We start from the raw sequence: 18982 nt of genomic DNA, 5'->3' as shown, positions 1-18982 counted from the left end.
CTGTTAGGCATTTCGCCATGAACGTTACCGAGGCCGTCACCACCCGCCGCTCGATCCGCGCCTTTCTCGACAAGCCGGTCGATCTCGCCGCGCTCGAACGCGTGCTCGACACCGCGCGCTGGGCCGCATCGGGGTGCAATTATCAGCCGTGGGAGGCCGCGGTGCTGACCGGCAAACCGCTGGCGGACTTGCGCGAGAAGCTCACCACGACCGCGCCGCAAAAGGCAGAATATGACTGGACCGCTCCGGGGCAGGAGGAGGCTTACAAGAAGCGGCTCCACGGCGTCTCGCGCGGCATGTTCGGCGCCATGGGGATCGCGCGCGATGATGGCGAGGGGCGGATGAAGGCGATGGCGCGCAACGCCACCAGCTTCGATGCGCCGGTGGTGATGTTCACCTTCTTTCCGCGGCTGATGAAGGAGGCGCAATGGTCGGATACCGGCATGTGGCTCCAGACTGTCGCGCTGCTGCTGCGCGAAGAAGGGCTCGACAGTTGTTTCCAGGAATACATGGCGCTCTATGCCGATGTGATCCGCGATCATCTCGGCCTCGACCATGATCGCTACCTGCTGTTTTGCGGCATGGCGATCGGCTATCGCGACCCGGATGCGCCGGTGAACAATTTCGAACGCGAGCGCGTGCCGCTCGACGAGCACGTGAAGTTTCTCGGCTGGGATTGACCTTGGCAGTCCGCGACAGCAAAGCGCAGACAAATGACTGACCTCAAGCTCTTCAACTCGCTCACCCGCGAGCTCGAACCCTTTCGTCCGATCCACGAGGGTAAGGCGAAGGTCTATACCTGCGGCCCGACGGTCTACAATTACCAGCATATCGGCAATATGCGCGCCTATGTCTTTGCCGATACGCTCGGCCGCACGCTGAGCTGGAAGGGCTATGACCTCACCCATGTCATCAACATCACCGATGTCGGCCACCTGACGAGCGATGCCGATGCGGGCGATGACAAGATGGAAAAGGCCGCCGCGCAGCTAGGGAAGAGCGCGTGGGACATTGCGCGCTATTACCAGCAGGTGTTCGAAACCGATCTCGACCGGCTCAACGTGCGCAAGCCCGCTCACCCGCGCGCCACCGATTACGTCGAGAGCATGATCGCATGGGGCAAGGCTATCGAGGAAAAGCACTGCTATCTCCTCGATAGCGGGCTGTATTTCGACGTCTCGACCGTGCCCGAATACGGGCGGCTGGCGCGCGCCGTCACCGAGGACGGGGAAGGCCGGATCGACGAGGTTTCGGGCAAGCGCAACGCGGCCGATTTCGCGATCTGGCGCAAGACCCCACCGGGCGAGAACCGCCAGATGGAATGGGACAGCCCGTGGGGTCGCGGCGCGCCCGGCTGGCATCTCGAATGCAGCGTGATGAGCGCCGAACTGCTCGGCCATCCTTTCGACATCCATACCGGCGGGATCGACCACCGCGAGATCCATCATCCCAACGAGATCGCCCAGAACCAGGCGCACAACTGCTCTGAACACAGTGCGGCAAATATCTGGATGCACAACAATTTCCTGATCGATCGCCGCGGCAAGATGTCGAAGAGCACAGGCGAATTCCTGACGCTGCAGGCGCTGGTCGATCGCGGTTATCACCCGCTCGCCTACCGGCTCATGTGCCTCCAGGCGCATTATCGCAGCGAGCTCGAATTCAGCTGGGAAGGGCTCGATGCCGCGCTCACCCGCCTCAAGAGGATGGTGATGGCGGTGGAACGGCTCGCCGATGCCGAACCGCAGCCCGAGGCAGAGCATCCCAAATTCGCTCCCGCGCTCGACAAGTTCGAGGCCGCGATCCGCGATGACCTCGGCACCCCGATCGCGCTCACCGCGCTCGAGGACGTGCTCGCGGTCAAGAAGGTCGATGCCGGAATCAAGCGCGCAGTGGCCGAGGATATGGACGCCGTGCTCGGCCTCGGCCTGTTCGACCTCACCCGCGCGGACCTTCGCATCCGGCCCAAGACCGCCACCATCACCGAGGCTGAAATCGATGACGCGCTCGCCCGCCGCAAACAGGCGCGCGCGGACAAGGACTTCTCCGCCTCCGACGCGATTCGCGACGAGCTTGCCGAAGCGGGCGTGGTGGTGATGGACGGCGATCCGCTCGGCTGGGAGTGGAAGCTGGGGTGAGCAAGGCGCGGCGCGAGCATTGGCAGGCGGTCTATACCCACAAGAGGGTCGAGACGGTCAGCTGGTACCAGCCGCAGCCGACCCCCTCGCTCACCGCGCTCGAACGGCTTGGCGCGTCATCCGGCCAGTCGCTGATTGATGTCGGCGCGGGCGCATCGCCGCTGGTCGGCGCGCTTCACGAAGCGGGCTGGCGCGATCTCGCCGCGCTCGACATCTCGGATGCCGCGCTCGCCCATGCGCGCGCGGCGCTTGGCGAGAGGGCCGAGGCGATCGAATGGATCGCGGCCGATATCACGCGCTGGCGGCCCGCCCGGCGCTACGACATCTGGCACGACCGCGCGGTGTTTCATTTCCTCACTGATCCGGCTGACCGGGCAAGCTATCGACGCGCGCTGGAAGCGGCGCTCGCCCCCGGCGGTCTCGCATTGTTCGCGACCTTCGCGCCTGACGGGCCGCAGGCGTGCAGCGGTCTGGAAATCCGCCAATACAGCGCTTCCGATCTGGCGCGCGAATTCGATCGCGCATTGCGCCCGCTCGCCGATTGGAGTGAAGTGCACGTGACCCCTTCGGGCGCGGCGCAGAATTTCACCTGGGCCGCCTTTCGCAAAGGAACGCCATGACCAGTCTCGCCATTTCCGGCCTCATTCGTCCGCTGCTCGAACCCCGGCTCGATTCCGATCTCGACGTGCGCTGGTTCATGACTCCAGAAGAAGCGATCGAGGCGGTCGACGGAGCCGAGATCGGATGGTTCGACATGAACGACCAGCAGGCCATGGCCGAGACCCTGCGCGCGGCAAAGGATCTCAAATGGCTCAACTCGATCTATGCCGGGCTCGATTTCCTGCCGATGGACGTGCTGATCGAGCGCGGGATCACCGTCACCAATGGCGCGGGGATCAACGCGATCACCATCGCCGAATATGCGGTGATGGGGATGCTCACCATCGCCAAGGGCTATCGCGAGGTGGTGCGCGCGCAGGAACGGCGCGAATGGCTGCTCGATTCTCCCGGCAAGCGCGAACTGGCAGGCTCGCGCGCGCTGCTGCTCGGCTATGGCGCGATCGGCAAGCTGATCAAGCCGCGGCTCGAAGCGTTCGATGTCGCGGTCAGCGTGGTGCGGCGCTCGGGCGGGGAGGGCGTGCTCGGCCCCGACGAATGGCGCGAACGGCTCGGCGAATATGACTGGGTGATCCTCGCCGTGCCGGCCACGCCCGAGACCGAGGGCCTGATCGGCGCGGACGAGATCGCGGCGATGAAAGCGGACGCGGTGATCGTCAACATCGCGCGCGGCGAAGTGATCGACCAGCCGGCGCTGGTGCACGCGCTTGAGAAGAAGGCGATCGCCGGGGCGTTCCTCGATGTGACCACGCCCGAACCGCTGCCCGAGGACCATAAGTTATGGGCGCTCGACAATGCCCATGTGACCATGCACCTTTCGGGCCGCGCGCAGGACAAGATGTTCGCCCGCAGCGCCGAACGCTTCCTCGCCAATCTGGAGCGCTATCGCAGGGGCGAGCCGGTCGAACCCGTCTTCGATCCACGCCTGGGCTACTGATCCGGACCGGATTATCCGCCGTTGCCCTTGGATTTTCGCCAAATCCTGCGATAGTTCGGCTGCCCGGCCCGGCCCTGCATGGCCCGGTCGCGCAAGAAGGACGCCGGTCGCGGGGGAAACGCGGGCCGTGTTCTTGGGGGGCTGAAGTTTCGATGTCCCCCGCGCAGCAGCGCGCATCCCGCGCGTGACGCGCACACCTGTGGGGGGGAAATATGAGCGAATCCAGGAAAGCATCGGACGTCTTTATCGAATGCCTCGAGGCCGAAGGCTGCGAATACATCTTCGGCGTACCGGGAGAGGAAAATCTCGATTTCCTCGATTCGCTCGGCCGGTCGAAATCGATCAAGCTGATCCTCACCCGGCACGAACAGGGGGCAGGCTTCATGGCCGCGACCTATGGCCGCCACACCGGCAAGACCGGCGTGTGCGTCGCCACGCTCGGTCCGGGGGCGACCAATTTCGTGACCAGCGCCGCCTATGCGCAACTGGGCGGGATGCCGGTGCTGATGATCACCGGGCAGAAGCCGATCAAGAAATCGAAACAGGGCCGTTTCCAGATCGTCGATATCGTCAGCCTCATGGAACCGGTGACCAAGTATTCGATCCAGATCGCCGCCGGCGACAACATCCCCAGCCGCGTGCGCGAGGCCTATCGCCTTGCCGAAGAGGAAAAGCCCGGCGCAACCCTGATCGAACTGCCCGAGGACATCGCCGAGGAGCAGGCGACCGATTTCAAGCCGCTGCCCAAGAGTGTCGCCCGCCGCCCCAGCGCCGAGCCCAAGGCAGTGCGCGCCGCGGTCAAGGCGATCGAACAGGCCAGGTGCCCGGTCATCGTCATCGGCGCGGGCGCCAATCGCAAGCTGTGCGGGCGGATGCTCGAACAATTCGTCGAGAAGACCGGCATCCCCTTCCTCACCACCCAGATGGGCAAGGGCGTGATCGACGAGCGCCACCCAAAGTTCCTGGGCTGCGCGGCGCTTTCGGCGGGCGATTTCGTCCACCGCGCGGTCGAGGACAGCGACTGCATCATCAATGTCGGCCATGACGTGATCGAAAAGCCGCCCTTCTTCATGAAGGATGACGGCATGACCGTGATCCACGTCTCGACCCGGACCGCCGAGGTCGACCCGGTCTATTTTCCCCAGATCGAGGTGATCGGCGACATCGCCAACGCAATCTGGCAGATCAAGGAAGACATCAGCCCCAACCGCAGCTGGAATTTCGACCACGTGCTCGCCTATCACCAGGCCGAGCTCGACCATACCTGCAAGCTGGCCGAGGACACCCGCTTCCCGATCTTCCCGCCGCATCTCGTCCAGCAGGTGCGCGACTGCATGCCGCATGACGGGATCATCTGCCTCGACAACGGGGTCTACAAGATCTGGTTCGCGCGCGGCTACACCGCCTATCTTCCCAACACCGTGCTGCTCGACAACGCGCTGGCGACCATGGGGGCAGGGCTGCCCTCGGCGATGATGAGCGCGATGCTCTATCCCGATCGCAAGGTCATGGCGATCTGCGGCGATGGCGGGTTCATGATGAACAGCCAGGAGATGGAGACCGCGGTCAGGCTGGGCCTCAACATGACCGTGCTGATCCTGCGCGACGATGCCTATGGCATGATCCGCTGGAAACAGGCGAATATGGGCTTTGACGATTTCGGGCTGACCTACGGCAATCCGGATTTCGTCACCTATGCCGAAAGTTACGGCGCGAAGGGACACCGGGTCGAAAGCAGCGAGCACCTCACCGAATTGCTCGCCCATTGCCGCGACACGCCCGGCGTCCACCTGATCGATTGCCCGGTCGATTACAGCGAGAACGACCAGATCCTGAACCACGACATCAAGGAACTGAGCGCCAAGCTTTGAGCCTGACTGCGAAAGGAGGCGCGGCCATGCCCACGCTCAAGGACACCTATCCGCTCTACCTCAACAACAGGGCCGAGCAGCCCAATGCCGATCTCGAGGTGACCGACAAATATACCGGCGAGGTCGCCTTCCGCGTCGCGCTTGCCGATCCGGAGACGATCGACCGGGCGATCGTCGGCAATGTCGAGGCGGCCGAGGCCATGGCGCGGCTCGCCTCTTACGAAAAGCAGGATGTGCTGATGCATTGCGTCAGACGTTTTCAGGAACGCTTCGACGAGCTTGCCTATGCTTTGTGTGTCGAGGCGGGCAAGCCGATCAAGGATTCCGAGGGCGAGGTCACCCGCCTGATCGACACCTTCCGGATCGCCGCCGAGGAAGCGGTGCGCAATTACGGCGAGGTCATGCCGCTCGACATTTCCGAGCGCGCCAGGGGCTACCAGTCGATGTGGAAACGCTACCCGATCGGGCCGTGCAGCTTCATCTCGCCGTTCAACTTCCCGCTCAACCTTGCAGCGCACAAGATCGCCCCGGCAATCGCGATGGGCTGCCCGTTCATCATCAAGCCGGCTTCCAAGACCCCGCTCGGCACGATCATCATGGGCGAGGTGCTGGCCGAATGCGATGTCCTGCCCAAAGGCGCGTTCTCGGTGCTTCCGGCAAGCCGCGACGGGGCCGACCTGTTCACCACCGACGAGCGGCTCAAGCTCCTGTCCTTCACCGGTTCGCCGGGTGTGGGCTGGGACCTCAAGGCGCGCTGCGGCAAGAAGAAGGTGGTGCTCGAACTGGGCGGGAATGCCGCGGTGATCATCGACGAGGACGCCGATCTCGACGACGCGCTCGAACGGGTGATCTTCGGCGCATTCTACCAGTCGGGCCAGTCGTGCATCGGGGTCCAGCGGATCATCATTCACGAGAAGGTCTATGACCGTTTCAGGGACATGCTCGTCGACAAGGCGAAGACCCTGGTCGCGGGCGATCCCAAGGACCGCGAGACCTTTATCGGCCCGATGATCTCCAATGGCGAGGCGAGCCGGCTCAAGGGCTGGATCGACGAGGCGGTCGAGGGCGGGGCGGACCTGCTTTGCGGCGGGGGCCTGTCGCGCGGCAACATGCTCGAGGCGACACTGCTCGAAAACGTCCACCGCGATGCCAAGGCCCTGAACGAGGAAGCCTTCGGCCCGCTCGCGGTCTTGCAGAAGTTCTCCGATTTCGACGCCGCGCTCGACGAGGTGAATCGCTCGGTCTTCGGGCTCCAGGCGGGCATTTTCACCCGCGACCTGTTCAAGATGTTCGAAGCCTGGGACCGGCTCGATGTCGGCGGGATCGTCATCAACGACGTGCCCAGCTACCGGGTCGACAACATGCCCTATGGCGGAGTGAAGGATTCGGGCATCGGCCGCGAGGGGATCCGGTTCGCCATGGAGGACATGAGCGAGATCCGGAACCTCGTGGTGCGCAGGACCTGACGGGCCGCGAGCGCCGCGCGTTCAGCTTTCCTCGAGCAGCAGCAGAACCGCGGTGACCACCATGCGCTGGTCCGCGCCGAAGCGGTGATCGACCTCGCGCACGGTCGCATCGGCGACCAGTTGCCCGGGAATGGTGAATTCGTGATCGGGCAGGCGGGCGATGAATTCCTCGCCCACCGCGACCGCTACCTCGCCTTCGAAATCGAGCATGATCTCGTGGCGCGTTCCGGCAAAGGTGATCGATCGCCACGGCTTTTCCTCGTGGGTGAGCAGGCTCGCGCGTCCCTCTGCCAGCATCAGCAGCGCCTCGCGCACGCGGTCGGCGGTGGTGCGGCGCGGGCGATAGCGGCGGCTGCGCCGGGGACCGCTTGCGGGCGCATCCTGCGGCGCGCCCGATTTGGTCTCGAACGGGGCGAGCGGCGCGTCGGCACCGGGTTGGATGGCATCAAACAGCATAGCAGAAACCCTTCGTTTCGAGGTCGCGGGGGAGCAGGGCGGAGCGCGGATCGCATTCGTATTCGTCCATCCAGCGAAGCGTGCGCTGCTCGGTCGCATCGCGCGGGATCCGTCCCATCCTGAGGTCGAGCACGAAGCGCGGATCGTGAGCGGCGAGCCGCCCGAACTTGGTCGCCGGCATGTCGTGACGGGCGAGAAATTGTTCGACTTTGCGCAGAAGCATGAATGACCCCCTGTGATGGTTTTTCGGACGAGCACCGGACGCTGCGAATCGCCCGATGTTCACTAAACGTTCCACGCGAAATCCTACTTGTCTAGGAAAAATCTTTCGTCTAGGAAAAAGCATGACCCAGCCCGCCACACCTCTCGCCGACCCCGCTCGCCAGCGCCTTCTCGATCTTTCGCAGGAGCGCGGGGCGAGCCTTGCCAGCCTGTCGGAAATGCTCGGCCGCAATGCCAGTTATCTCCAGCAATTCATTCGCAAAGGCAGCCCGCGCAAGCTCGAGGAGGGCGATCGCCGGACGCTGGCGCGATTCTTCGGGGTGGCGGAAAGAGAGCTGGGCGGTCCGGGCGATGCAGCACAGGAAAAATCCTACGCGCAAACCCCTAGGACGGGCGATTCGCGCGATTGGGTCGAAGTGCAGCGGCTCGATATCGGGGCATCGGCGGGGCCGGGCGCGCTCCCCTCCCACGAAGCGGCATTCGACGCCTTCCGTTTCTCGCGCCGCTGGCTTGCCGAGCAGGGGCTGGCGGATGCGCAGCTATCGGCGATCACGGTCGAGGGCGATTCGATGGAGCCGCTGCTGCGCGATGGCGACGAAATCCTGATCGATCGCGCTCCGCGTCCGTTTCGCGACGGGGTCCACGTGGTGCGGCTCGATGACACGCTGATGGTCAAGCGCGTCGCGCGCGGGGCGGCGGGGCGGGTTTCGCTGCTGAGCCAGAACCTCGCCTATCCGCCGGTCGAGGTCGATGCCGAGGAGATCGAGGTGATCGGGCGGGTTGTGTGGAAAGGCGGGCGTATCTAGATCGCACCCATGACCGAAACGACCAAGACCCCGCCGATGAAGGCCGCGATCATCCCGGTGACGCCCTTGCAGCAGAACTGCTCGCTGATCTGGTGCACCGCGACCAACAAGGCCGCGCTGATCGATCCGGGCGGCGATCTCGACAAGCTCAAGGACGGCATCGCCAAGGCGGGTGTGGAGATGGAAAAGATCCTCATCACCCACGGCCATCTCGATCATTGCGGACAGGCCGGAATGCTTGCCGAGGAACTGGGCCTGCCGATCGAGGGACCGCACCGGGACGATTTGTTCTGGATCGAACGGCTCGACAATGACGGTGCGCGCTACGGGATGGAAGCGCGCAGCTTCACGCCCGACCGCTGGCTCGAACACGGTGACACCGTCACGGTGGGCGCATTGACCCTCGACGTGATCCACTGCCCCGGACACACGCCCGGCCATGTCGTCTTCTTCCACGAGCCGAGCCGTTTCGCGATCGTGGGCGATGTCTTGTTCCAGGGCAGCATTGGCCGCACCGATTTCCCGCGCGGCAACCACCAGGATCTGATCGACGCGATCACCCAGCGCCTCTGGCCGCTTGGCGAGGACGTGATGTTCATTCCCGGCCACGGGCCAACCAGCACGTTCGGCCAGGAGCGCAAGACCAACGCCTTCGTGAGCGATCACGCGTTGTCGTAGTTGTGTTCGCCCATCCGGGCGAACTCCTCGGTGCTGTTCTTCCTTCGCTTCGCTCAGTCAGGCACCTGCGGCTCGCGCGCGTGCGCTCGCGGCCCGCTGGTCGCGGGCCGAACCATTCCCGGCCTCACGGTATAGACCCGGCCCTGGTCGCGGGAGCACGGCGCACAGCGCCGCAAGGGCGACCGCCCGCCCGCAGCCGGCGCGCAAAAACAACCCTTCTTCTAAAGCACCCGCCCCGCGATCAGCGCCGCCCAGATGCCGAGGCCGAGCAACACCACCAGTGTCGCGATCGTGCCGACCATCCGGCCCCAGGCCATGTTGCCGCCATCCATGCCGTAGGCGTGGAGCACGCGGGCGAGGATATAGAGCGCGGCGACATAGGACAGCCATGGCGCGCCCTTGCCGGTCAGTTCGATTCCCGCGATCAGCACCAGCACGAAGGGCGTGTTCTCGACGAAATTGGCCTGGGCGCGCATCCGCCGCTGCAGGTTGACCGCGCCGCCATCGCCCACGCTGATTCCCAGGGCGCGCCGCACCGCGCCCACGCGGATCGACAGCCAGACATTGAGAATCGCCGCCGCAGCAGCGCTCGCCAGCGTAACCGGAAGAATGATATCCAAGTCGTGTCCCCTCTAGCACTTTTGTTGCGTCATCAGTGGCGCGGCTCCACACCGCTTGCAACCGCTGATTTTTCCGCTATATCGCGCGCCTTCCCGCCACAACCGGCACGGACGCAATCGCGCAAGGCAAGCTTGTGCGGATCGCGCCCTTGCCCTAGAGGCGGTCACCGAGACAATGGCGCGGCTTATCCCCGCGCAATAGCACGTTTATTTGAGGAAGTGGCTCAGCCATGGCAGTCCCCAAGAGAAAAGTATCACCGCACCGTCGTGGCAATCGCCGCGCGCACGATTCGCTCAAGGTCGAGGCATTCCAGGAATGCTCGAACTGTGGCGAGCTCAAGCGTCCGCACAACCTGTGCTCGGCTTGCGGCTATTACAACGGCCGCGAAGTGATGGTGCCCAAGGGCATCTGAGCCGTAACTGAAGAAGGACCAGGCGCATGACTCTCCCGCGTATCGCAGTTGACGCGATGGGCGGCGACGAAGGCGTCCGGACCATGGTCGATGGCGCGGCAATGGCGCGCCGTGCTCACGACAAGTTCAAGTTCCTGCTGGTCGGCGACGAGACCCGGATCAAGCGCGCGCTCGAAACCCATCCGGGCATGTCGGGCGCGTCCGAAATCCTGCATTGCGACGACGTGATCAGCGGCGACGAACAGCCCAGCCGCGCGATCCGCCGGGCCAAGACCACCAGCATGGGCCTGGCCGTCAACGCGGTGAAAAACGGCGATGCCGGCGCCGCGGTCAGCGCGGGCAATACCGGCGCGCTGATGGCGATGAGCAAGCTCGCGCTTCGCACCATGCCCGGGATCGACCGGCCGGCGCTCGCCGCGATCATGCCGACGCTCGAACCGCACGACGTGGTGATGCTCGACCTTGGTGCCAACACCGAGGCCGATGCCCGCAACCTCGTCCAGTTCGCGGTGATGGGCGCCGCCTATTCGCGGATCGTCACCGGCTTCGAAAAGCCGGTCGTGCGGCTGCTCAATATCGGCACCGAGGAAATCAAGGGCACCGATGCGCTGCGCGATGCCGCCGCGCGCCTGACCGAGGCGACTTCGGGCGAGGGATCGGGCCTGGCGATGGATTTTGCCGGCTTCGTCGAAAGCGACAAGATCAATCGCGGCGAAACCCATGTCGTAGTGACCGACGGCTTTTCGGGCAATATCGCGCTCAAGGCGATCGAGGGTTCGGCGCGCTTCGTGACCGACCTCTTGCGCCAGGCCTTCACCAGTTCGCTGCGCTCGAAGATCGGCTTTCTCGTCTCGCGCCCTGCGACCGAGCTGCTGCGCCACCATCTCGACCCCAACAACCACAATGGCGCGGTCTTCCTCGGCCTCAACGGCGTGGTGGTCAAAAGCCATGGCAGCGCCAATGACAAGGGCGTGGCGCAGGCGGTCAATGTCGCCGCGCGCCTGCTTGAGGACAATCTTACCCAGCGCATTTCCGACGACCTTGCCGAACTGGGCGAGGCGACCTTGCGCACGAACGGCAAGGCGGCGGGCGAGAGCGAGCCGGGAGCCGCGGCGTGACAGGTTCGCGCGTGCTGGGATCGGGATCGGCGCTGCCGAGCCGCGTCGTCACCAATGCCGAACTGGCAGCCCGGGTCGATACCTCGGACGAATGGATCGTCGAGCGCACCGGCATTCGCCAGCGCCACATCGCCGGCGAGGGAGAGACCACTTCGAGCCTCGCCACCGCCGCTGCCAGGGCCGCGCTCGATGATGCCGGCATCGAAGCGAGCGATATCGATCTCATCATCCTTGCCACCGCCACGCCCGACAACACCTTTCCGGCCAGCGCCACCAAGGTGCAGCACGCGCTCGGCTGCAATGGCGGGATCGCCTTCGATGTCCACGCGGTGTGCTCGGGCTTTCTCTATGCGCTGACCACGGCCGATTCGCTGCTCGCCACCGGATCGGCGAGCCGCGCGCTGGTGATCGGGGCGGAAACCTTCAGCCGCATCCTCGACTGGGAAGACCGCACCACCTGCGTCCTGTTCGGAGACGGGGCAGGGGCGGTGGTGCTCGAAGCGCCCGATGCCGCGAACCCGGCAAGCAAGGGCGGCCCGGGCGTGCTCGCGAGCCGGCTCCATGCCGATGGCGCGCAGCACGACCTGCTTTTTGTCGATGGCGGGCCCTCGACCACACAGACGGTCGGCCACTTGCGCATGAAGGGCCGCGAAGTGTTCCGCCACGCAGTCGCCAATCTGTCGAGCGTCCTGTACGAAGTGATTGAAGATGCTGGCATTTCGGCGGAAGACATCGACTGGATCGTGCCTCACCAGGCGAACAAGCGGATCCTCGATGCGACCGCGAAAAAGCTTGGCATCGCGCCTGAAAAGGTGATCGTCACGGTCGATTCTCACGCCAACACCTCGGCCGCCTCGGTCCCGCTGGCCTTCGATGTCGCGCGGCGCGACGGGCGGATCAAGAGCGGCGACCTCGTCATGTTCGAGGCGATGGGCGGCGGGTTCACCTGGGGCGCCAGCCTCGTCCGGATCTGATCGGCGCGCCATCGCAGCGCGCGGCCGGGAAAAAAACGCCGGCCGACATTGCGATTTCCTGAAATATTCCATACACTCGCTTGCGCAACGGGGGCGCGCACTGGAGGGAGACACGCACATGATGCGTTCTGTTGGTACGCTGACACGCGCCGATCTGGCGGAAACGATCAATCGCAAGATGGGGTTCAGTCGGGCGGAATCGCTCGAAATGATCGAAGCGATCCTCGCCAAGATGACCAGCACGCTCGAAAAGGGCGAAAACGTCAAGATTTCCGGTTTCGGCAGCTTTGTCCTGCGCGACAAGAACGAACGGATCGGTCGCAATCCCAAGACCGGGATCGAGGTGCCGATCACTTCGCGGCGGGTGCTCACCTTCCGCGCGAGCCAGCTGCTCAAGGAACGCATCGCCAAGGGCTGATAGCTGGTGCCGCCTGACGGACGGCACACAGGCGGGAGAGGCATCATGGTCGAATTTGCAGACGGCAAGGATGCGGACGCCTTCCGCACGATCGGCGAGGTCAGCGAAGCGCTTGGGATAAAGCCGCATGTCCTGCGTTACTGGGAACAGCAATTCTCGCTGCTCAAGCCGCTCAAGCGCAGCGGCGGGCGGCGGCTTTACCGCCCTTCCGACATCGCCATGGTCGAGGCGATCGACCGGCTGGTCAATGACGAGGGCTACACGCTCAAGGGCGCCGAGGCGGTGCTGCGCGCCAACGGGGGAAGCGATCTCGACAGGCGCAAGGGTGACCGCAGGGCGGGCGACCGGCGTTCGGGCGAACCCGGCGCGGCCAGCGACACCACTGACACCGGCACGATTGCCGCACTGGCAGGCAAGCCCGAAACGGTGCTGACCCCGGCGGTCAGCGAGACGGTGGCAAAGCTGAAATCGATCCGCAAACGGCTCGCGGCCGCGATCGAGGCCTGAGCAGCGGGTTCTCGCGCAATTACTCCGCTGCCATCAGAGCGGCTTCACCCAGATCGACACTGACGAGGCGCGACACGCCCTTTTCGGCCATGGTGACACCGAACAGGCGGTGCATCCGGCTCATCGTCACCGCGTTGTGGGTGACGATCAGGTAGCGGGTCTTGGTGGTGCGCACCATCGAATCGAGCAGGTCGCAGAACCGTTCGACATTGGCATCGTCGAGCGGCGCATCGACTTCGTCGAGCACGCAGATCGGAGCCGGATTGGTGAGGAACAGCGCGAAGATCAGCGCGGTCGCGGTCAGCGCTTGCTCGCCACCCGATAGCAGCGAGAGCGACTGCAAGCGCTTGCCCGGCGGCTGGGCGTAGATTTCGAGCCCCGCTTCGAGGGGATCATCGCTGTCGACCAGCGCGAGATGCGCCTGTCCGCCCTGGAACAGCCGCGTGAACAATCCGCGGAAATGGCCGTCGACTTCCTCGAACGCGGCGCGCAGCCTTTCGCGGCCCTCGCGGTTGAGATTGCCGATCGAGGCGCGCAGCCGCGCGACCGCCTCGGTCAGCTCGGCCTGTTCGCTGGCGCTGGCGCCGTGCTCTTCCTCGATTCGTTCGAGTTCCTGGGCGGCGACGAGATTGACCGGGCCGATCCGCTCGCGGCTGGCGGTGAGCCGGTCCATCTCGGCCGATTCCTCGCTTGCCGGCCTGATCGTCTGCTCGTCGAATTCGAAGCGTTCGGCGAGCAGCGGGGGCGGGCACTGGAACCGCTCGCCCGAGACGCGCGCCATCTCGGCGCGGCGCGCCTCCTCGTTCTCGGCCCGCGCGGCAAGCGTGGCGCGCCCCTCGCGCGCCACTGCGAGCTGTTCCTGCACCTCGGCGAGCGCGCGCTCGGCATTGGTGGCGGCCTGCTGGCAATCGTCCATCGTCGCCTGCGCGGCCTCGAGTTCGCGGGTGAGCCGCGCGCGCACGGCATCGCCCTGCTCGATCTCGGCGATGAGCGAGGCAGGCTTGGCCGCGATCACCGCGCGCTCTTCCTCGATCTCCTCGAGCCGCTTTCCGGCCTCGGCGACCCGGTTGGCCGCTTCGCCCGAGCGCGCCTGCCAATTGGCGTGGTCAGCCTTTTGCGCCGCCAGCCTTTCGCGCGAAACCGCCAGCGCCTGGTCATGCGCGGCAAGCTCGGCGAGCGTTGCCTGCACCGCCGAGCGCGCCGCCTCGTTTTTCGCCTGCGCGGCTTCGAGCGCGGCGCGGCCGGTATCGGGCGCGGGAAGGGCGGCCTTGGCCTCGCAGGCCGCGGCCAGTTCGGCCTCGGCACCCTTGCGCTGTTCGGCGAGATCGGCCTCGGCGCTGGCGAGCTCCTCGAGCCGGGCGGCCATGCGCTCGCGCGCCGCCTCGGCCTGGTCGAGCCGGCGAAGCGCTGCGCGCTCGGCCTCGATCGCGCCCTGCAATTCGCGCTCGCGTGCCACCAGGGCGGTCTGGAGAGCGGACAGTTCCTCGCGCGCGCCGGTCTCGTTCGCCTCGGCCAGTTCGGCAGCACCGCGAAGCTCGGGAAGCATTGTCTCGAGCTCGGCAAGACGATTGGCCGCTTCGAGCCGCGCGGCCTCGGCCGAACCTTCGCCGCGCGCGACGAAGCCGTCCCAGCGGCGCAGATGGCCGCCCTTGGTGACGAGCCATTCGCCCGGGCCGAGCGCGCGGCCATCGTCGCTGTCGGCGCAATGCACCAGGGCAAGGCGCGCGCGCAGTTCCCCGGGACAGTCGCGCACATGATCGAGCAGGCTGTCCGATACGGCAGCGGGCGCGGCGCTGCCGGTCCAGAAGCGGCCTTCGCCTGCCTCCGGCGCCTCGCCCAGCGGGGACTTCGCATCGCGTCCCAGCACCGCGGCGATTGCGCGTTCATAGCCGCGCTCGACGCTCACCTTGTCGAGCGCTGCGGGGCGGCCTTCGCGGTTCTTGGCCTGCCGCGCGCGGGCATCGCGGTCGCGCACCAGCGCACCGTGTTCGCGCTCGATCCCGGCGAGTTCGGCGCGCGCGGCGGACAAGGCGGCGGCAGCCTCGTCGCGCGCGGTCTGGAAGGCGCTCTTGCGCTCCTGTTCTTCCTCGATTGCGGCACGCAGCCGGGCGACATCGCGCGCGGCCTCGTCGGCGGCCTCCTGCGCTGCGGCAACCGCGTCATCGGCATTTTCGCCGCCCTCGATCTCACCGCGCGCGTTCGCGATCCGGTCGCTGTCGCGCCCGAGCCGTTCGAGCCGCGCCTCGGCCTGTTCGATCGCGGCCTCGGCCACACGCCATTCGGCCTCGACCCCGGCATGATCGGCGGTCGCCTTGGCGAGCGCGAGTTCGGCGGCGCGGCTGGCGCGCTCGGCCTTTTCGGCCCGTTCGGCAAGCGCCGGGCGCGCTTCATCGGCTTGCTCGACCGCCTTTTGCGAAACCGCCAGTTCGCGCGCGAGCCGTTCGAGTGCTTCGGCGGCATCGCTGGTCAGCCGGTCGGCGGCCTCGCGGTCCTCTGCGAGCCGCTGTGCCTGCCGGTCGAGATCGGCGAGCCGGGTTTCTGCCGCTTCGAGCTTTTCGGACAAGGCGGCCATACGGTGTCCGTGGGCCGAGGCATCGTCGCGCCGGTCGGCCAGTTCCTCGCGCGCTTCGGCGAGCCGGGCGGCGGCCTCGGCCTGCCTTTTCTGCGCCTCGTCGGCAGCCGCCTTGGCCGCGGCAACGCGCTCATCGGCACCCTTGGCCGCATTGCGCGCTTCCTCGGCAGAGGCGGCGGCATCGCGCCAGCGGGCAAATACCAGCCGCGCCTCGGCATGGCTGATCTGCTCGGTCAGCTTCGTATAGCGCTCGGCCTGCTTGGCCTGCCGCTTGAGCGAGGCCATCTGCGAATCGAGCCCGGCCATGAGGTCTTCGAGCCGTTCGAGGTTCTTTTCGGTCGAGCGCAGCTTGCTCTCGGCATCCTTGCGCCGGACATGCAGCCCGGCAATCCCCGCCGCTTCCTCGAGCATCATCCGCCTTTCGGCGGGCTTGGCGGCGATCACCTGGGCGATCTTGCCCTGGCTGACCAGCGCCGGGCTGTGCGCGCCGGTCGCCGCATCGGCAAAGGTCAGCGCCACGTCCTTGGCGCGCACGTCGCGGCCATTGACGCGGTAGGCGCTGCCCGCGCCGCGTTCGATCCGGCGGGTGACCACCAGCTCCTCGCCCTCGTCATCGCTGGCGTGGAGGACGACCTCGGCAAAGGCGCGCGCAGGCCGGCTGTCGGTCCCTGCGAAGATCACGTCTTCCATCCCGCCCGAGCGCATCGACTTGGGCGAGTTTTCGCCCATCACCCAGCGGATCGCTTCGAGCAGGTTGGATTTGCCGCAGCCATTGGGGCCGACCACCCCGGTCAGCCCCGGCTCGATGCGCAGTTCGGCCGGCTCGACGAAGCTCTTGAAACCGGAGAGCTTGAGGCGGCTGATCTGCATCGGGCGGGCGGGCCTTTGCGCCTATTCCTGCCTGGCGCCGGCGCGCTGCAGGATCGGTTCGAGATCGCTCCAGCTACGGGCATCGAGCACGCGGCCATTGAGCAGGAAGGTCGGGGTCGAGTTGATGCCGAGCTCGTCGGCCTGGCTGCTCGAATTCTCGGCGATCCTTTCGATCACCTCGGTATCGGCGAGACAGGCGCGCTGCTGGTCGGCCGAAAGCCCGCGCGCGGCGAAGAAATCGATGAGTCCCGCCGCCTCGGCGATGGCGATGAAGCGCTGCTCGACCGGGAGCTGGCCCGCCGCCTCGTAGGCCGCACCGTTCTGGTTGACCGCCTGGAAGGTCCCTTCGAGATTGCCCCAGGCCTGGTCGGATAGGACCTGCATGTTCTCCTTCGCCCCGCAGCGCACGAGCGTGGCGATGGCGAGGTCGATCGGGTCGCGCACGAGATTGCGCTGTTCGAAACTGACGATGCCGGTGGCGACATATTCCTCGATCCCCGGCTTTCCGGTCATCGCGAAATTGGCGCAGGCGCCGCAGGTGTGAGAGGCATATTCGACCAGCTTGAGCGGCGCGTCGGGATTGCCGAGCACGTAGCCGTCCTGTTCGCTGACGGTGACGGTCTCGGTCCAGTTTGAGCCTTCGGGCGCAGCGACCGGTTCGATCACGTCGCCATTGTCGATATCGCCGGTGTCATCGCCGCACGCCGCCAAAGCGAGTGCGAGCGGGGCAGCGAGTGCGAGCTTGAAAGCGTTGCGGGTCAGTCGGTTCACTTGACGGTTCACTTGGCAAATTTCCTCTGGTTTGCAGGGGGAGACTATACGAAGGCCGTGCGCGAGCGGAAGCGCGGCTGCCAGCGCATTGTGCAAAAAACGGGTGATTTCGCCCAAATCGGGCCTCTGCGGGTCAATCGCGTGCCCGATCGGGACGGAATCGCGCCTCGAGCACGGGGTAGAGCGCGGCCCAGTTGTGCACTCCGTCGAGCAATTCGCCGTCGAGCGCGAAGCTGGGCGTGCCCGTCACGGCGAATTGGCCGCGATCGGCATTGCTGCTGGCGATCAGCGCGCGCGCGGCATTGTCGTCGTTAAGGCAGGAGCGCAGATCGACCAGCGAAGCGCCGCGATTGGCGAGCATGTCGTCGAAATCGAGCGCCTGGGCCATCGCCACCCGCGCCGCGCGGTCGCCGCGCGCCCAGATCGCCTGCTGGCTGGCGGGCGCATCGGTCACCTTTTTCATCCATGCATCCTGGCGCATCATGAAGAGGCGGTGGCTGTCCTTGAACCGCTCCGGCCCCTGGCAGGCGACCAAGAGCGAGATGGTAAGGTCGATCGCGTTGCGGATGACCGGGCGCACTTCGAGATTGAGGTGGCCGGGCGCGAGCAGGGCAAGGTCGAGCGCGCCTTCGCCTTCGCGGGTGAAGGTCGCGCAATGCCCGCAGGTATAGCTGACGAACTCGATCAGGCTTGCCTCTGCATCGGGATTGCCGATGCGAAAGCCGCGCTCGGTCCGCTCGACCTCGGCGTGCCAGGCGGCGCGCCTTGCATCGGGGACAAAGGCGCTGGGGGCATCGCGCAGCTGGTTGGGAGTGCCTGACGGGCTGGTCTGCGCATTGGCGGGAAGAGCGGCGGCCAGTGCGGCCGCGCCGCATGCCGCGAGAAGGGCGAGGGATGTCTTCACTTGCTGTCGTCGTCCTTGTCTTCGTTGTCGCCGAGGCTGCGCGCGAGCGATTCGAGCACGGTGCGCAGTTCGGGATCGCCGATATCGCGCAGCGAATCGCCCAGTTCCATCGGGATGGGCTTGAGCGAAGGCGGCGGCTTGGGCCTGGCTTCAGCAGTCGGCGGCTGAACCTTTCCTTGCCGGATTTTCGCGCGCGCCACCGCGTTGTAGCCGAAGAAACGGTTCACCCGCTCGATGATCTCGGGGAGCACCTGCTGGATCAGCGGGGCGTGGGCGGGGGCGACCACAAGTTGCAGGATGCCTTCGGATTTTTCGCCGGGGGGAAAGCGGATCGCTTCGGGCGAGCAGACGCGCGCATGGTGCGGGCCGACGATCTCGGGCCAGCGGGTGACGACCGAGCTCTGCACGAAACCGAAGCGGCGAAAGGCGGTGCGCCCGATATCGGGCATGAGGTCGCCGATCGCCTTGGGGCCGAGCCCGCGAGGGCGCTCGTAACGGCGCGCGGGCTTGCCGCGCGGCTTGGCGGCGGTGTCGCCGGACTTCTTCGCGCCCTTTCCGGCGGCGGATTTGGCAGGGGTCTTGCCCGGTTTGTCGGTGTCGCTTCCCATCAGGCCTGCCGCCAT

At 66.1% G+C, this 18982-nt stretch carries 20 protein-coding genes; 13 read left to right on the top strand and 7 right to left on the bottom strand.

Annotated elements, in window-relative coordinates; all coding sequences use genetic code 11:
* Positions 1 to 17: 17 nt before the first annotated feature.
* From ACKTSM_RS10885 to ACKTSM_RS10860, 6 genes are all read left to right on the top strand, one after another.
* Positions 18 to 680 (top strand): nitroreductase, encoded by a 663-nt coding sequence (locus tag ACKTSM_RS10885; RefSeq protein WP_407874672.1) that lies wholly within the window; start codon positions 18 to 20, stop codon positions 678 to 680.
* Between the two features lie 33 nt (positions 681 to 713).
* The gene (cysS, locus tag ACKTSM_RS10880) at positions 714 to 2138 is read left to right on the top strand and encodes a cysteine--tRNA ligase (RefSeq protein ID WP_407874671.1); all 1425 of its coding nucleotides are present in this window, start codon (positions 714 to 716) and stop codon (positions 2136 to 2138) included.
* Entirely contained in the window at positions 2135 to 2758 is a 624-nt protein-coding gene (locus ACKTSM_RS10875; protein WP_407874670.1) for a class I SAM-dependent methyltransferase, read from the top strand. Before cysS ends, ACKTSM_RS10875 begins: the two co-directional genes overlap by 4 nt.
* A complete protein-coding gene (locus ACKTSM_RS10870) occupies positions 2755 to 3693 on the top strand; it encodes a D-2-hydroxyacid dehydrogenase (RefSeq protein ID WP_407874669.1) in 939 nt (312 codons plus the stop codon). Before ACKTSM_RS10875 ends, ACKTSM_RS10870 begins: the two co-directional genes overlap by 4 nt.
* Positions 3694 to 3905: 212 nt before the next feature.
* Positions 3906 to 5564 carry an acetolactate synthase large subunit gene (locus ACKTSM_RS10865; protein ID WP_407874668.1) on the top strand — a complete coding sequence of 553 codons (1659 nt, stop codon included), beginning with the start codon at positions 3906 to 3908 and terminating at the stop codon, positions 5562 to 5564.
* Between the two features lie 26 nt (positions 5565 to 5590).
* On the top strand, positions 5591 to 7030 hold the full coding sequence (locus ACKTSM_RS10860) for an aldehyde dehydrogenase family protein (RefSeq protein ID WP_407874667.1): 1440 nt from the start codon (positions 5591 to 5593) through the stop codon (positions 7028 to 7030).
* A gap of 21 nt (positions 7031 to 7051) precedes the next feature.
* Here ACKTSM_RS10860 and ACKTSM_RS10855 read toward each other — a convergent pair whose 3' ends face one another.
* Entirely contained in the window at positions 7052 to 7486 is a 435-nt protein-coding gene (locus ACKTSM_RS10855; RefSeq protein ID WP_407874666.1) for a hypothetical protein, read from the bottom strand.
* Positions 7476 to 7709: a hypothetical protein gene (locus ACKTSM_RS10850; RefSeq protein WP_407874665.1), complete on the bottom strand. Its 234-nt coding sequence runs from the start codon at positions 7707 to 7709 to the stop codon at positions 7476 to 7478. Before ACKTSM_RS10850 ends, ACKTSM_RS10855 begins: the two co-directional genes overlap by 11 nt.
* A gap of 121 nt (positions 7710 to 7830) precedes the next feature.
* Between ACKTSM_RS10850 and ACKTSM_RS10845 the strand changes: the two genes are divergently transcribed.
* Together ACKTSM_RS10845 and ACKTSM_RS10840 are read left to right on the top strand one after the other, a co-directional pair.
* Positions 7831 to 8514: a helix-turn-helix transcriptional regulator gene (locus ACKTSM_RS10845; protein ID WP_407874664.1), complete on the top strand. Its 684-nt coding sequence runs from the start codon at positions 7831 to 7833 to the stop codon at positions 8512 to 8514.
* Positions 8515 to 8550: 36 nt separating this feature from the next.
* Positions 8551 to 9192, top strand: coding sequence for an MBL fold metallo-hydrolase (locus ACKTSM_RS10840; protein ID WP_407876356.1), 642 nt, complete (start codon positions 8551 to 8553; stop codon positions 9190 to 9192).
* 221 nt (positions 9193 to 9413) lie between these two features.
* On the opposite strand, the gene ACKTSM_RS10835 is transcribed toward ACKTSM_RS10840, so the two are convergent.
* Positions 9414 to 9812, bottom strand: a complete 399-nt coding sequence (locus ACKTSM_RS10835; protein WP_407874663.1) for an MAPEG family protein — start codon at positions 9810 to 9812, stop codon at positions 9414 to 9416.
* Positions 9813 to 10042: 230 nt separating this feature from the next.
* On the opposite strand from ACKTSM_RS10835, the gene rpmF reads away from it, so the two are divergent.
* The 5 genes from rpmF (at position 10043) to ACKTSM_RS10810 (ending at position 13242) form a co-directional block, all read left to right on the top strand.
* Complete coding sequence (gene rpmF, locus ACKTSM_RS10830; protein WP_407874662.1) at positions 10043 to 10225, top strand: 50S ribosomal protein L32; 183 nt, start codon at positions 10043 to 10045, stop codon at positions 10223 to 10225.
* A 26-nt stretch (positions 10226 to 10251) separates the two neighbouring features.
* Positions 10252 to 11343, top strand: a complete 1092-nt coding sequence (gene plsX, locus ACKTSM_RS10825; protein WP_407874661.1) for a phosphate acyltransferase PlsX — start codon at positions 10252 to 10254, stop codon at positions 11341 to 11343.
* Complete coding sequence (locus ACKTSM_RS10820; protein WP_407874660.1) at positions 11340 to 12317, top strand: beta-ketoacyl-ACP synthase III; 978 nt, start codon at positions 11340 to 11342, stop codon at positions 12315 to 12317. Before plsX ends, ACKTSM_RS10820 begins: the two co-directional genes overlap by 4 nt.
* 118 nt (positions 12318 to 12435) lie before the next feature.
* Positions 12436 to 12735, top strand: a complete 300-nt coding sequence (locus tag ACKTSM_RS10815) for an integration host factor subunit alpha (protein WP_407874659.1) — start codon at positions 12436 to 12438, stop codon at positions 12733 to 12735.
* 45 nt (positions 12736 to 12780) lie between these two features.
* Positions 12781 to 13242 carry a MerR family transcriptional regulator gene (locus tag ACKTSM_RS10810; protein WP_407874658.1) on the top strand — a complete coding sequence of 154 codons (462 nt, stop codon included), beginning with the start codon at positions 12781 to 12783 and terminating at the stop codon, positions 13240 to 13242.
* A 19-nt stretch (positions 13243 to 13261) separates the two neighbouring features.
* Here the strand turns inward: ACKTSM_RS10810 and smc are convergent, their stop codons facing one another.
* From smc to ACKTSM_RS10790, 4 genes are all read right to left on the bottom strand, one after another.
* Entirely contained in the window at positions 13262 to 16684 is a 3423-nt protein-coding gene (gene smc, locus ACKTSM_RS10805; protein WP_407874657.1) for a chromosome segregation protein SMC, read from the bottom strand.
* Positions 16685 to 16705: 21 nt separating this feature from the next.
* On the bottom strand, positions 16706 to 17455 hold the full coding sequence (locus ACKTSM_RS10800; RefSeq protein WP_407874656.1) for a thioredoxin domain-containing protein: 750 nt from the start codon (positions 17453 to 17455) through the stop codon (positions 16706 to 16708).
* Between the two features lie 133 nt (positions 17456 to 17588).
* Complete coding sequence (locus tag ACKTSM_RS10795) at positions 17589 to 18359, bottom strand: DsbA family protein (RefSeq protein WP_407874655.1); 771 nt, start codon at positions 18357 to 18359, stop codon at positions 17589 to 17591.
* Complete coding sequence (locus tag ACKTSM_RS10790) at positions 18356 to 18982, bottom strand: DUF721 domain-containing protein (protein ID WP_407874654.1); 627 nt, start codon at positions 18980 to 18982, stop codon at positions 18356 to 18358. Before ACKTSM_RS10790 ends, ACKTSM_RS10795 begins: the two co-directional genes overlap by 4 nt.

This window comes from Qipengyuania nanhaisediminis (genome assembly GCF_045862805.1).
GTDB lineage: Bacteria > Pseudomonadota > Alphaproteobacteria > Sphingomonadales > Sphingomonadaceae > Erythrobacter > Erythrobacter nanhaisediminis_A.
This window is presented reverse-complemented; position numbering and strand designations above follow the sequence as displayed.